The following is an 11535-nucleotide window of genomic DNA, read 5'->3' as shown; positions in this document are numbered from 1 at the left end:
TTGGCCGGGGCCGCCCGCTCAGGCGTCCTGCTCCAGCCAGTCGATGTCGTTGAAGCCCCGGTTGAGGTAGCCGCCCTGCTCCCAGGACGAGCCCTCGTAGCCGAACAGGGGCCAGACTTCCTTGTTGTCGTAGAAACCGGTGACCAGGTGGCCCTTCAGCCGCTGGAAGAAGGCGCCGTGCTCGATCAGGTAGAGCAGCATCAGGCGGTCGCTCTCCCGCTCGATGGCGGCGTAGGGCCGCTGGAAACGCGCCCCGGCCAGCTCGTCCAGGGTGGCCGTGCCCTCGGCCAGCAGTTGCCTGAGCTCAGCGTCGTCGGCGGCCTGGGCCTCGAGCGGCGCCAGGGCCTGCCGGTAGTAGCGGTCCTCGATGTGGTCGTGGGGAAAGATGTCCCGGGCCAGCACCAGCAGGGTGTTGCCGGCCTCGGCGCCCAGCAGGGTGAACTCCCGGGCCAGGGCTTCCCGGGCCGAGGCCTCGAGGCCGGAGGCCGACAGGGCGCCCACCCCCAGGGCCACCATGCTGCCCGCGGCCAGAAAGCGCCGCCGGCCGAGATCCGCGCTGGCCTCCACCTCGGCCACCGGTATCCGTTCATGCTTGTCCTTCATCTTCATTCCTCCGTGAAAGATGCTGCTGCAGGGTGCGCCCCAGCAGCGCCATGGCGCTGTGACCGGGCCCCAGCCCCAGCAGGCGGGAGACGGTCACGTGCCGGTCTTCCCGCACCCGCTGGGGTTGCCGGCAGTAGCGGTAAAAGTCGTTGGTCAGCCGGCACAGCTCGCCCTCGTCCTCGTCGCAGAGGATGGCGGCATGGGCCAGCACCGCCTGGGTCTCCCGCCCCTGCGCCTTGCGCCACCGCTGGGCGGTGCCGGCGAGCTTGCGGCCGTCCACCACCAGGTTGTAATCGCCATCGCAGAAGGCCCCGGGCACGGCGCCACAGTAGGCGTCGATGCCCATCTCTGCCAGGGCCGCGAGCAGCGGCCGGCAGAAGCGCCGGTAGGCCTGGCCGATGGCCCCGGGGGCCGGGGTGAGGGTGAACACCATGGCCACGTTGAGCAGGTGCGGGCTCTGCACCGTGAGATCGCCCCCGGTCTGGCGCAGCACCAGGGGCCAGCCGCGCCGGGCCAGGCGCTGGCCGGCGAGCTCGAAGCCCGGCAGCCGGCTCGAGGCGGTGGGCACCACCAGGGCACGGCGGCTGCGCCAGAGCAGGAAGCCGTAGTCCCGCCCGCCGCGCACCACCGCCTCCAGCAGTTGCTGCTCCCGGGCCAGCCCCTGCTCCGGGCTCAGCAGCGGCGGCAGCCCGCCGGGCAGGGCATCAGGGTTGGGCAGGCTCATCGGGTTCTCCTTCCAGCAACCGGCACAGGGTGTCGAAGAAGGCGGCGGCCGGTCCGCCGTCCACCGCCCTGTGGTCGAAGGTGAGTGACAGCCCCATCAGGGAGCGCACCCGTATCTCGCCGTCGGCGCCGACCACCGGCACCCGCCGGGTTTCGCCGATGCCGAGGATGGCCAGCTGCGGCAGGTTGATGACCGGGGTGAAGAAGCGCACCCGCGAGCGACCCAGGTTGGTGAGGGTGAAGGTGCCGCCGGTCATCTCGCTCACCGACAGCCGGCCGGCCCGGGCCCGCGCCACCAGCGCCTTGCGCGCCGCCGCCAGCTCGGTCAGGCTCAGCCGCTCGGCGTCGAACAGCGCCGGGGCCACCAGTTGGGTCTCGCTCAGGGCCATGGCAAAACTCAGGTGCACCGCGTCGTAATGCAGGATCTCGTTGCCCTCCAGCCGGCCGTTGAGCAGCGGATGCCGCCGCAGCGCCCGGATCAGGCCGTGGGCCAGCAGATCCTCCAGCGACACCCGGATGCCCGCCTCGTCCAGGGCCGCCTTGTGCTCCAGCAGGGCGGTGACGTCGCACTCCCCCTGGTGGCTGAGCTGGGCCGCCTCGTCCAGGCTCTTGCGCATGGCGCCGGCGATCATGGCGCGCATGCCCCTGAGCGGGGTGCGGCGGATGTCGGCAACCGTGGTCATGATGCGTCCTCCAGTTCGGCGATCTGCTCGCCCTTGGCGACCACTTCGTCCGCTTCCTTAAGGATACGCAGGCGGCCGGCCGCCGGGGCCAGGATGTCGTGCTGTATCTTTTGCACCATGATCTCGGCCACCACCTGGCCGGCCTCGACCGCGTCGCCGTCGGACGACAGCCAGGCGGTGATCACCGCGTCGTCGGCTTCTTCCCAGAGATCATGGGGGATGAGAATGGCGTGGCTCATGCTTGTTGCTCCTGCATCAGTTGCCGACAGGCCTGGACGACCTTGTCCGCGCTGGGCAGCGCCCATTGCTCCATCGGCGGGGTAAAGGGAATGGGAATGTCGGGAAAGGCCAGCCGTTTGGGCGGGGCCTTCAGGGCCAGGCCCCGTTCGGCGACGGAGGCGATGATCTCGCCGCTCAGTCCGAAGCTGTGGTAGTCCTCGTCCACCACCAGCAGGCGGCCGGTCCTGGCCACCGAGGCCAGCACGGTGTCGCGGTCCAGCGGCACCAGGGCGCGCAGGTCCACCACCTCGGCGCTGATGCCCTCCTCCGCCAGGAGGCGGGCCGCCTTCAGGCCGTGGTGCACCCCGGAGGTGATGCCGACGATGGTGACGTCGCGGCCTTCGCGCACCACCGCCGCCTGGCCGATGGGCAACTGGTAGGCCTCTTCCGGCACGTGGACGATGGCGTCCTTCTCGGTGCCGAGCCAGCCCATGCCCTGCAGCGCCTTGTGGAACAGGAACACCACCGGGTTGTTGTCGCGGATGGCGGCGATCATCAGCCCCTTGGCGTCGTAGGCGTTGGAGGGGGCCACCACCTTCATGCCCGGCAGGTGGGCGAAGGTGGCGTGCAGGCACTGAGAATGCTGGCCGGCGTCGCTGTAGCCGCCGCCGGTGGAGGCCATCAGCACCATGGGCACCGGGATCTTGCCGCCGGAGAAGTAGGTGTTCTTGGCCATCAGGTTGTAGATGGCGTCCATGCAGACCCCGAAGAAGTCGACGAACATCAGCTCGACGATGGGCCTCATGCCGTCGGAGGCCGCCCCGACGGCGGCGCCGATAAAAGCGGTTTCCGAGATGGGGGTGTCGCGCACCCGCTCCGGGCCGAATTCGTCGTAGAGGCCGCGGGTGTTGCCGAACACCCCGCCGAGCGGGCCTATGTCCTCGCCCATCACGAACACGGTGGGATCGGTGCGCATCTCCTGGGCGATGGCCTCGGCCATGGCCCGGGCGATGGTCAGTTTGCGTTCCTTGGTGGTGGCGGTCATGATGCGGCTCCTTCTGTGGCGTGGGCCCGGCCGGGGCTCACGATGATCTTCACGTTGCGATCCTTGTTGTGTACCAGTTCCTCGAAGCCCTGCTCGATGATGTGATCGAGCGGGATCCGCCCGGTGATCAGCGGCGTGACGTCCATCCGCCCCTGGTCGATCAGGGCGATGACCTCGGCAAATTCGCCGCTGTAGGCCAGGGCGCCGACCACCTGCTTCTCGGTGGCGACGATGTCGAAGAAATTGAACTCGCTCGGCTCCTCGAAGATGCCGACCAGCACGCAGCGGCCGGCCTTGCGCAGCACGTCGATGGCGAGCTTGGCGGTCTGCTTGTGACCGATGCACTCGATGGACAGGTCGGCGCCGTCGCCGCCGGTCAGTGCCTTCACCTCGGCCACGGCGTCGCAGTTGGCGGGATCCAGCACCAGGCTGGCGCCCACCTCCAGCGCCTTCTGCTTGCGCGCCGTCGACATTTCCAGGGCGATGATGCGGCCGGCGCCGGCGGCCCGGGCGCACATGATGGTGCACAGCCCTATGGTGCCGGCGCCCACCACCACCAGGGTCTTGCCGGTGATGTCGCCGGCCTGGCGGACCGCGTGCATGCCCACCGCCAGCGGTTCAATCAGGGCGCCCGCCTCGAGCGGAAAGCCCGCGGGCAGCCGGTACAGCAGCTTGGCGGGCACGTTGACGTATTCGGCGAAGGCGCCGTCGTTCATCAGGCCGGTAAAGGCCAGCCGCTCGCACAGGTTGATCTTGCCTTCCCGGCAGTAGCGGCACTCGCCGCAGTGCTGGCAGGCGTCGGCGGTGACCCGGTCGCCGGCGGCAAAACCCGCGACGCCCTCGCCCAGGGCCACTATCTCGCCGCAGAACTCGTGGCCGAGGATGCACTGCCCCTTGAGGCCGGTGAGCGGATGGGGCTCATCGACGGGAATGAACACCGGCCCGGCCAGGTATTCGTGCAGATCGGAGCCGCAGATGCCGCACCAGTGCACCCTGATCTGGGCCCAGCCCGGTGCCGGCGCCGCCGGACGCGGGACCCGCTCCAGGCGGATATCCTGGCGGCCGTGCCAGACGGCGGCGCTCATGGTGGTTGCTTGGTTCATGGTGAGTTCCTCATGCATCACACGAATACCTTTTCCAGGGCGGCTTCCGGCGCCGGGTAGGCACTGTCCCGGGCGAAGCGGATGGCGGCGTCCACCCGCTCGCGGGCGGCCTGCACCAGGCGCTGGTCTTCCGCCTCGGTCAGGGCGTCCTCTTCGAGCAGCAGGGTGCGGAAGGCGGGAATGGGATCCCTTGCCTGCAGCGCTTCCTTCTCGCCCTTGGGCCGGTAGCCCTCGGCGTCGCCCATAAAGTGGCCGGCCAGGCGGTAGGTTTCGATTTCGATCAGGCTGGGCCCCTCGCCCCGGCGGGCCCGGTCGATGGCCTCGCCCGCCGCCGCGAAGATGGCGACGGGGTCGTTGCCGGGCACGAAGGTGCCGGGCATGCCGTAGGCGGCGGCGCGGCCGTCGTTACGGTCCACCGCGGTGGACTGGCGCTTGGCCACCGAGATGCCCCAGGCGTTGTCCTCGATCACGAACACCACCGGCAGCTGCCATACCGCCGCCAGGTTCAGGGTTTCGTGGAAGGCGCCCTGGTTGGCCGCGCCTTCGCCGAGAAAGGCCACCGCCACCCCGGGTTTGCCCTGCAGCTTGCGCGACAGGGCCGCGCCCACCGCCGGGCCCATGCCCTGGGCGATGATGCCGGAGCAGGAAAAGTTCACCCGGCCGTCGAACAGGTGCATATGGCCGCCGCGGCCGCCGCTCAGCCCCGTTTCCTTGCCGAAGATCTCCGCCGCCATCTCGTTCAGGTTCACCCCCTTGGCGATGGCGATATGGTGGGGCCGGTGGGTGGCGGTGACGATGTCGCTGGCCGACAGGTGGGCACAGACTCCCACGGCACAGGGCTCCTGGCCGTTGGACAGGTGCATTTCGCCGGGGATGGGCCCCTTGGCCATGTTGAAGGCGGGGCTCTTGCCTTCCATGTAGATTTTCTCGATCGCTTCCTCGAAGAAGCGACTGACCAGCATCTGTTGATACATCCAGTGCAATTGGGTGCGTTCGGGTTTCATATCCCCTCCTTCGCTGTGGTGATGACGAAGGAGCACTCGCAAAGGCTGTGCCAAAGATGATAAAAGGGTGTTAATGGCGTGTTTACAGGCTGTGCCGGGGATCCGAGCGGTTGCTATCGGCACCCAGGTGTTGCAGCCCTGCGACAGCTGTCGCAGCCGGGGTGTTACAGCTGTCGCAAGCTGGCCGATACTGAAACAAAGGAAAGAGCGAGGAGAGGTGCCATGTCGTTACCGGATGATGCCGTTGCCCGATTGCTGGGCGAGCGCCTGGGGCCGGACAACCGGATAGCGGATCCGCTGATTATCGGCTCCTGGCGCCGTTGCCTGGAGCAGTACCGGCTCGATCCCGGCCATGCCCATCCCCGTCCCCGGTTGAGCGCCACCGAGCTGAAGGCCCTGCGCGAGCCCCTGGACGTGCTGCTGAACCAGCCGGTCCCGGCCCCGGCCCTGACCCGGTTGCGCCGCAGCGCCGTCGAGGCCGGCTACAACCTGCTGCTGACCGACGCCCAGGGCGTGGTGGTGGCCAGCTACCAGGATGCGGACGCCAGCCCCGAGCTGGCCCGCAAGGGCATGGCCCCGGGCTCGGTGTGGACCGAGGCCCTGGTGGGCACCAATGGCCTGGGTACCTGCCTGGCCACCGGCCAGCCCATCACCGTCTACGCGGGGGAGCATTTCGATGCCGGCCTCTACCCCTTCAGCTGCTCCACCGCCCCCCTGTTCGCCGGCGACGGCAGCCTGCTGGGGGCCATCGACATCTCCACCTACGCCCAGGGCAGCAAGGTTCGCCAGCAACTGGCCCTGGGACTGGTGCAGCAGACCGCCGACGAGCTGGAAGCCCTGTTGTTCCGCCGCCACCACGCCGACACCCTGCTGGTGGCGGTGAGCACCCGGGGGCCGGTGGCGGAGCCCACCGCCCTGCTGGCCCTGGACGAGGGCGGCCGGGTGCGGGGCCTGAGCACCGCCCTGCTGCGCCTGCTCTCCTTCCACCAGCGGGGCCCCTTGCTGGGCCAGCCGGTGAGCGAACTGCTCGGGGTCGGGCTCGAGCCCCTGCTGGCCAGCCGGCCCGACTCGCCCTGTCCCCTCGGCCTGTGCCGGTGGCAGGCCTGGCGACTGGCACCGGCCTTCCGTGCTACCCCCGCCGTCAACACGAGCCGGGAGCCGGATCCGCTGGAGCAGGCCGCCGGCGAGGATCCCGGCCTGTTGCGCCAGGCCGCCATCTGCCGGCGGATGGTGGACAGGGGCATCAGCATCCTGATCCAGGGGGAAACCGGTACCGGCAAGGAAGTCTGGGCCCGGGCCCTGCATAACAGCAGCGCACGGCGCGACCAGCCCTTCGTGACCCTCAACTGCGCCGCCATTCCCGAAAGCCTGATCGAAAGCGAGCTGTTCGGCTACGGCGCCGGCAGCTTTACCGGGGCACTCAAGGGCGGCAAGCAGGGCAAGATCGCCGCCAGCTCCGGCGGCACCCTGTTCCTGGACGAGATCGGCGACATGCCGCTGGCGCTGCAGACCCGGCTGCTGCGGGTGCTGGCGGAGCAGGAGGTGACCCCGGTGGGCGAGCTCAGGCCGGTGTCGGTCGAGCTCAACGTGATCTGTGCCACCCACCGGGAGCTGACCGGACTGGTGGCCGAGGGACGCTTCCGGGAGGATCTCTACTATCGGATCAGCGCGCTCAGGGTCGGCCTGCCGCCGCTGCGGGAGCGGCAGGACCGCCGGGCCCTGATCCGGCGGCTGCTGGCGGAGCTGGCGGCCGGGCCGGCCCCGGCGCTCGGCGCCGACGTGGAACAACGGCTGCTCGGCTATGCCTGGCCCGGCAATATCCGCCAGCTCAAGAGCGTGCTGCAGTATGCCCTGGCCATGGCCGATGAAGACATGATCGGGCCCGAACACCTGCCCGACGAGGTGCTTGGCGCCGGTTTCGCACCATCACGGGAAGAGGAAGCGCGTCCGCCCCTGGCGGCGGCCCGGGAGCAGCAGGAGCGACAACTGTTGCTGGACACCCTGGAGCGCTGCCAGTGGACCATCACCCGGGCGGCCGAGGCACTGGGCATCAGCCGGGCCACCCTGCACCGCAAGATCAACCGCCACGGCCTGGTGTCGCCCAACAAGGGCGGGCGCTGAGGTTCAGCGACGCACCTCGAACAGGAATTTCAGCCGCCGGCTTTCTTCCCCCTGCTCGACATCCAGCACCCAGGCCCAGATCATGCGGGCCTCGGTGCAGGCCCCCACCAGCGCCTGGCCCCGCCAGAGGCCGGGCTCGCCCTGCTCGAGCTGGGCCGGCAGGGTCCCCATGTACATGCTCTCCCCCTCCAGCACGCTGCGGGTCACTTGCACCTGCGGGTCGGAGAAACGCACCTCCAGCCGGAAGGGCTGCTCGGCGGCCAGGTGCTCGGCATGCAGGCGGGCCTCGGCCTGCAGCCCCTCCAGGCTCTGCAGACAGCTTTCGTGAGATATGTCACAAAAATCAACATTTTCTTTCTCTAATACAGTGGTATCGTGGCCGTCGGCGCAGGTGCGCAACCAAAAAGCCCCCGACAGAATCCCCAGCACCAACAAGATTTGCACCAGCTTAGGGCCGGTCAGACGGTCTCTCATACCAATTTATGTCCTGTATTGCATACAACTCACTACACCGATTGATCTCGATCAAGGCGGTCCCTTATGCCTTATGGCGGGGTTAAGTGGTAATCATATTACTGTTTATACTGTTATTTTTGCAGCCACTCATTTATCATCTGCGCGGTGTTTTCAGTACCTCCCGATTTTCTTTGTTAACAAACAGTTAACGAGAGCCTCGGGGTGCCTGAGCATACCGGTGAAAAACGGTTGTCTTTAATCCTTCCGACGTGAGCACCCTGGGTGAGCACAAACCTGAATAACAGCAGTGGAAGCGGAACTATAACGATGAGTCAAACTAATAATCAACCAAACTACAACTACACAGTAGTTCGCCAGATGACGGTGATGACCGTGATCTGGGGCGTTGTGGGTATGTCGTTGGGCGTGCTTATCGCAGCACAACTTATCTGGCCTGCCCTCAACTTTGAAACTCCCTGGCTGACCTACAGCCGGTTGCGTCCGTTGCACACCAATGCGGTTATTTTCGCCTTTGGTGTGAGCGCCCTGATGGCAACCTCCTTTTACGTGGTTCAGCGTACCTGTCAGACCCGCCTGTTCGGTGGCTCCCTGGCATCCTTCGTGTTCTGGGGCTGGCAGGCCATCATCCTCTCTGCGGTGATCACCCTGCCGCTCGGTTACACCACCAGCAAGGAATACGCCGAGCTGGAGTGGCCGATCGACATCGCCATCGCCGTGGTGTGGGTGGCCTACGCCATCGTCTTCTTCGGCACCCTGTACAAGCGCAACACCTCCCACATCTATGTGGCCAACTGGTTCTACGGCGGCTTCATCCTGACCGTGGCGGTGCTGCATATCGTGAACAGCATGGCGATGCCGCTGAATGGCATGAAGTCCTACTCCATGTATTCCGGCGCGGCCGATGCCATGATCCAGTGGTGGTATGGCCATAACGCCGTGGGCTTCCTGCTCACCGCCGGTTTCCTCGGCATGATGTACTACTTCGTGCCCAAGCAGGCCGGTCGGCCGGTGTATTCCTACCGCCTGTCCATCGTGCACTTCTGGGCGCTGATCACCCTCTACATCTGGGCCGGCCCGCACCACCTGCACTATACCGCCCTGCCCGACTGGGCCCAGTCCCTCGGCATGGTGATGTCGCTGATCCTGTTCGTGCCCTCCTGGGGCGGCATGATCAACGGCATCATGACCCTGTCCGGCGCCTGGCACAAACTGCGCTACGACCCGGTGCTGCGCTTCCTGATCGTGTCCCTGTCCTTCTATGGCATGTCCACCTTCGAAGGCCCGATGATGGCGATCAAGACGGTGAACGCCCTGTCCCACTACACCGACTGGACCGTCGGTCACGTGCACTCCGGTGCCCTGGGTTGGGTCGCAATGGTGTCTATCGGCTCCGTTTATCACCTGATCCCCAACCTGTTCGGCCAGGACCGCATGTACAGCATCAAGCTGATCAACGTGCACTTCTGGCTGGCGACCATCGGCACCGTACTGTACATCGTCGCCATGTGGATCAGCGGCGTGATGCAGGGCCTGATGTGGCGGGCGGTGAATGAAGACGGCACCCTGACCTACAGCTTCGTGGAAAGTCTGCAGGCGTCTTATCCGTTCTACTTCGTCCGCTTCCTCGGTGGCTGCTTCTTCGTGGCCGGTATGCTGCTGATGCTGTACAACACTTACCGCACCATCAAGGCGCCGCAAGGCTCCCTGCAAGCCATCCCCCAACCGGCCTAAGAAGGAGACTCGTGAATGAAAAGCCGTCATGAACTGGTCGAAAAGAACGTAACCTGGTTGGCGTTGTTGACCGTGGTCGCCATCAGCTTCGGTGGCCTGGTGGAAATCGTGCCGCTGTTCTTCCAGCAGCAAACCAACGAGCCGGTGGAAGGCCTGCGCCCCTACACCGCACTGGAGATGGAAGGCCGTGATATCTACATCCGCGAAGGCTGTCACGTCTGCCACAGTCAGATGATCCGCCCGTTCCGGGCCGAAACCGAACGCTACGGCCACTATTCCGTCGCCGGCGAGAGTGTGTGGGAGCATCCCTTCCTGTGGGGCTCCAAGCGTACCGGTCCCGATCTGGCCCGGGTGGGCGGTCGTTACTCCGACGAGTGGCACCGGGTGCACCTGCTCGATCCGCGCGCCGTGGTGCCCGAGTCGAACATGCCCGCTTTCCCCTGGCTGGAAACCAACACCCTGGACGGCCAGGACACTGCCAACAAGCTGCGCCTGTTCCGTGATAGCTTCGGTGTGCCCTACACCGATGCCGATATCGACGGTGCCGAGGCCGCGGTGAAGGGCAAGTCCGAGATGGACGCCATCATTGCCTATCTGCAGTCCCTGGGACACGCCCTTAAATAATCGGAGTCGATGATGGATATCAGTACCTTGGAAGCCCTGAAGCCCATGTTGATCAGCTTTCAGACCCTGGCGCTGCTGGTGCTGTTTGCAGGCATCGTATGGTGGGCCTACAGCAAGCGCCGCAAAGGCTCGTTTGACGACGCCGCCAACTCTATCTTCGATGAGGAAGAGAAAGCGCACGGAAAACGCCGGGGTACTGAGCAGGATCGCGCAGGAGCTAATAAATAATGAGTACTTTTCTAAGTGTTTTTGTAACCGTGATTAGCTTGGGAACCATTTTCGGCTGTCTGGCACTGCTGATCTGGTGTACCAAGGACAAAATGGGCATCGAAGAAGGCGCCCCCACCGGTCATACCTTCGACGGTATCTCGGAAATAAACAACCCCCTGCCCAAGTGGTGGAGCTACCTGTTTGTTTTCATGATCGTGTTCTCCCTGTTCTACCTGGCGCTGTACCCGGGCCTGGGCAACTTCAAAGGCCTGCTGGGCTGGCAGAGTTCCAACCAGGACATCCGCTCGCTGGAAGAGTCCCGCGCCGCGGCGGCCGACGCCCGTGAACAGGGCAAGCTGGTGCAGTATGACCGGGAGATGGTCAAGGCCGATGAGGTGTTCGGTGCCCGCTTCCGGGAGCTGGCCTACGAGGCCGACGGTCAGACCTACCGCGCCATCGCCGACCTTGCCCAGGACGAAAACGCCACCAAGGTGGGCCAGCGTCTGTTCCTGCAGAACTGCGCCCAGTGCCACGGTTCCGATGCCCGCGGTGCTCGCGGCTTCCCCAACCTGGCCGATGCGGACTGGCTGTATGGCGGCAATCCTGACCAGATCAAGACCACCATCATGCACGGCCGCAAGGGCGCCATGCCCGCCTGGGGCGACAGCCTGGGCGAGGATGGCGTGAAGGAAGTGACCTCCTATGTACTGAGCCTGTCCGGTCGCCGGGTAGACGAGGTTGAAGCCCAGAAGGGGCAGGCCCGCTTCGCGGTCTGTGCCGCCTGTCATGGCATGGACGGCACCGGTAACGTGGCCATGGGCGCGCCCAACCTGACCGACGGTATCTGGCTGTATGGCGGTTCCCGCGCGGCGGTGGAAGACTCCATCCGTCATGGCCGTGCCGGTGTCATGCCCGCCTGGGACAACATCCTGGGCGAGGACAAGGTACACCTGCTGGCGGCTTACGTTTACAGCCTGAACAGTAACTGATAG

At 66.1% G+C, this 11535-nt stretch carries 13 protein-coding genes; 5 read left to right on the top strand and 8 right to left on the bottom strand.

What is annotated here, in order from left to right; translation table 11 throughout:
• Positions 1 to 18: 18 nt before the first annotated feature.
• Genes ACT7DK_RS09750 through ACT7DK_RS09720 form a run of 7 tightly spaced genes read right to left on the bottom strand, consistent with a single transcriptional unit; the run spans position 19 to position 5380 of the window.
• Positions 19 to 603 (bottom strand): hypothetical protein, encoded by a 585-nt coding sequence (locus tag ACT7DK_RS09750; RefSeq protein ID WP_445398623.1) that lies wholly within the window; start codon positions 601 to 603, stop codon positions 19 to 21.
• Positions 587 to 1327 (bottom strand): lipoate--protein ligase family protein, encoded by a 741-nt coding sequence (locus tag ACT7DK_RS09745; protein WP_445398621.1) that lies wholly within the window; start codon positions 1325 to 1327, stop codon positions 587 to 589. Before ACT7DK_RS09745 ends, ACT7DK_RS09750 begins: the two co-directional genes overlap by 17 nt.
• Entirely contained in the window at positions 1308 to 2009 is a 702-nt protein-coding gene (locus ACT7DK_RS09740; protein ID WP_445398619.1) for a 2-oxo acid dehydrogenase subunit E2, read from the bottom strand. The genes ACT7DK_RS09745 and ACT7DK_RS09740 overlap by 20 nt, the downstream gene beginning before the upstream one ends.
• A complete protein-coding gene (locus ACT7DK_RS09735; protein ID WP_445398617.1) occupies positions 2006 to 2248 on the bottom strand; it encodes a biotin/lipoyl-containing protein in 243 nt (80 codons plus the stop codon). Before ACT7DK_RS09735 ends, ACT7DK_RS09740 begins: the two co-directional genes overlap by 4 nt.
• Positions 2245 to 3273 carry an alpha-ketoacid dehydrogenase subunit beta gene (locus ACT7DK_RS09730; protein WP_445398615.1) on the bottom strand — a complete coding sequence of 343 codons (1029 nt, stop codon included), beginning with the start codon at positions 3271 to 3273 and terminating at the stop codon, positions 2245 to 2247. Before ACT7DK_RS09730 ends, ACT7DK_RS09735 begins: the two co-directional genes overlap by 4 nt.
• The gene (locus tag ACT7DK_RS09725) at positions 3270 to 4376 is read right to left on the bottom strand and encodes a 2,3-butanediol dehydrogenase (RefSeq protein WP_445398613.1); all 1107 of its coding nucleotides are present in this window, start codon (positions 4374 to 4376) and stop codon (positions 3270 to 3272) included. The genes ACT7DK_RS09730 and ACT7DK_RS09725 overlap by 4 nt, the downstream gene beginning before the upstream one ends.
• A gap of 17 nt (positions 4377 to 4393) precedes the next feature.
• On the bottom strand, positions 4394 to 5380 hold the full coding sequence (locus ACT7DK_RS09720) for a thiamine pyrophosphate-dependent dehydrogenase E1 component subunit alpha (protein WP_445398611.1): 987 nt from the start codon (positions 5378 to 5380) through the stop codon (positions 4394 to 4396).
• A gap of 222 nt (positions 5381 to 5602) precedes the next feature.
• Between ACT7DK_RS09720 and ACT7DK_RS09715 the strand changes: the two genes are divergently transcribed.
• Positions 5603 to 7501: a sigma-54-dependent Fis family transcriptional regulator gene (locus ACT7DK_RS09715; RefSeq protein WP_445398609.1), complete on the top strand. Its 1899-nt coding sequence runs from the start codon at positions 5603 to 5605 to the stop codon at positions 7499 to 7501.
• A gap of 3 nt (positions 7502 to 7504) precedes the next feature.
• On the opposite strand, the gene ACT7DK_RS09710 is transcribed toward ACT7DK_RS09715, so the two are convergent.
• Positions 7505 to 7975 carry a hypothetical protein gene (locus ACT7DK_RS09710; protein ID WP_445398607.1) on the bottom strand — a complete coding sequence of 157 codons (471 nt, stop codon included), beginning with the start codon at positions 7973 to 7975 and terminating at the stop codon, positions 7505 to 7507.
• A 309-nt stretch (positions 7976 to 8284) separates the two neighbouring features.
• Between ACT7DK_RS09710 and ccoN the strand changes: the two genes are divergently transcribed.
• The 4 genes from ccoN to ccoP are packed head-to-tail and all read left to right on the top strand — an operon-like array spanning position 8285 to position 11532.
• On the top strand, positions 8285 to 9709 hold the full coding sequence (gene ccoN / locus ACT7DK_RS09705; protein WP_445398605.1) for a cytochrome-c oxidase, cbb3-type subunit I: 1425 nt from the start codon (positions 8285 to 8287) through the stop codon (positions 9707 to 9709).
• A 15-nt stretch (positions 9710 to 9724) separates the two neighbouring features.
• Entirely contained in the window at positions 9725 to 10333 is a 609-nt protein-coding gene (ccoO, locus tag ACT7DK_RS09700; protein WP_445398603.1) for a cytochrome-c oxidase, cbb3-type subunit II, read from the top strand.
• A gap of 9 nt (positions 10334 to 10342) precedes the next feature.
• The gene (locus ACT7DK_RS09695) at positions 10343 to 10561 is read left to right on the top strand and encodes a cbb3-type cytochrome oxidase subunit 3 (protein ID WP_445398601.1); all 219 of its coding nucleotides are present in this window, start codon (positions 10343 to 10345) and stop codon (positions 10559 to 10561) included.
• Entirely contained in the window at positions 10561 to 11532 is a 972-nt protein-coding gene (gene ccoP, locus ACT7DK_RS09690) for a cytochrome-c oxidase, cbb3-type subunit III (protein ID WP_445398599.1), read from the top strand. The genes ACT7DK_RS09695 and ccoP overlap by 1 nt, the downstream gene beginning before the upstream one ends.
• Positions 11533 to 11535 lie beyond the last annotated feature (3 nt).

This window comes from Zobellella sp. An-6, assembly GCF_052487945.1.
The sequence above is the reverse complement of the archived record's forward strand: the minus strand, read 5'-3'. Positions and strand labels throughout refer to the sequence as shown.

Excerpts from the sequence above, each read along its gene's own strand:
- ACT7DK_RS09720 (WP_445398611.1), bottom strand. The coding sequence starts at position 5,380 with ATGAAACCCGAACGCACCCAATTGCACTGGATGTATCAACAGATGCTG.
- ACT7DK_RS09740 (WP_445398619.1), bottom strand. The coding sequence starts at position 2,009 with ATGACCACGGTTGCCGACATCCGCCGCACCCCGCTCAGGGGCATGCGC.
- ACT7DK_RS09745 (WP_445398621.1), bottom strand. The coding sequence starts at position 1,327 with ATGAGCCTGCCCAACCCTGATGCCCTGCCCGGCGGGCTGCCGCCGCTG.
- ACT7DK_RS09735 (WP_445398617.1), bottom strand. The coding sequence starts at position 2,248 with ATGAGCCACGCCATTCTCATCCCCCATGATCTCTGGGAAGAAGCCGAC.
- ACT7DK_RS09695 (WP_445398601.1), top strand. The coding sequence starts at position 10,343 with ATGATGGATATCAGTACCTTGGAAGCCCTGAAGCCCATGTTGATCAGC.
- ACT7DK_RS09715 (WP_445398609.1), top strand. The coding sequence starts at position 5,603 with ATGTCGTTACCGGATGATGCCGTTGCCCGATTGCTGGGCGAGCGCCTG.
- ACT7DK_RS09710 (WP_445398607.1), bottom strand. The coding sequence starts at position 7,975 with ATGAGAGACCGTCTGACCGGCCCTAAGCTGGTGCAAATCTTGTTGGTG.
- ccoP (WP_445398599.1), top strand. The coding sequence starts at position 10,561 with ATGAGTACTTTTCTAAGTGTTTTTGTAACCGTGATTAGCTTGGGAACC.
- ccoO (WP_445398603.1), top strand. The coding sequence starts at position 9,725 with ATGAAAAGCCGTCATGAACTGGTCGAAAAGAACGTAACCTGGTTGGCG.
- ACT7DK_RS09730 (WP_445398615.1), bottom strand. The coding sequence starts at position 3,273 with ATGACCGCCACCACCAAGGAACGCAAACTGACCATCGCCCGGGCCATG.
- ACT7DK_RS09750 (WP_445398623.1), bottom strand. The coding sequence starts at position 603 with ATGAAGGACAAGCATGAACGGATACCGGTGGCCGAGGTGGAGGCCAGC.
- ccoN (WP_445398605.1), top strand. The coding sequence starts at position 8,285 with ATGAGTCAAACTAATAATCAACCAAACTACAACTACACAGTAGTTCGC.
- ACT7DK_RS09725 (WP_445398613.1), bottom strand. The coding sequence starts at position 4,376 with ATGAACCAAGCAACCACCATGAGCGCCGCCGTCTGGCACGGCCGCCAG.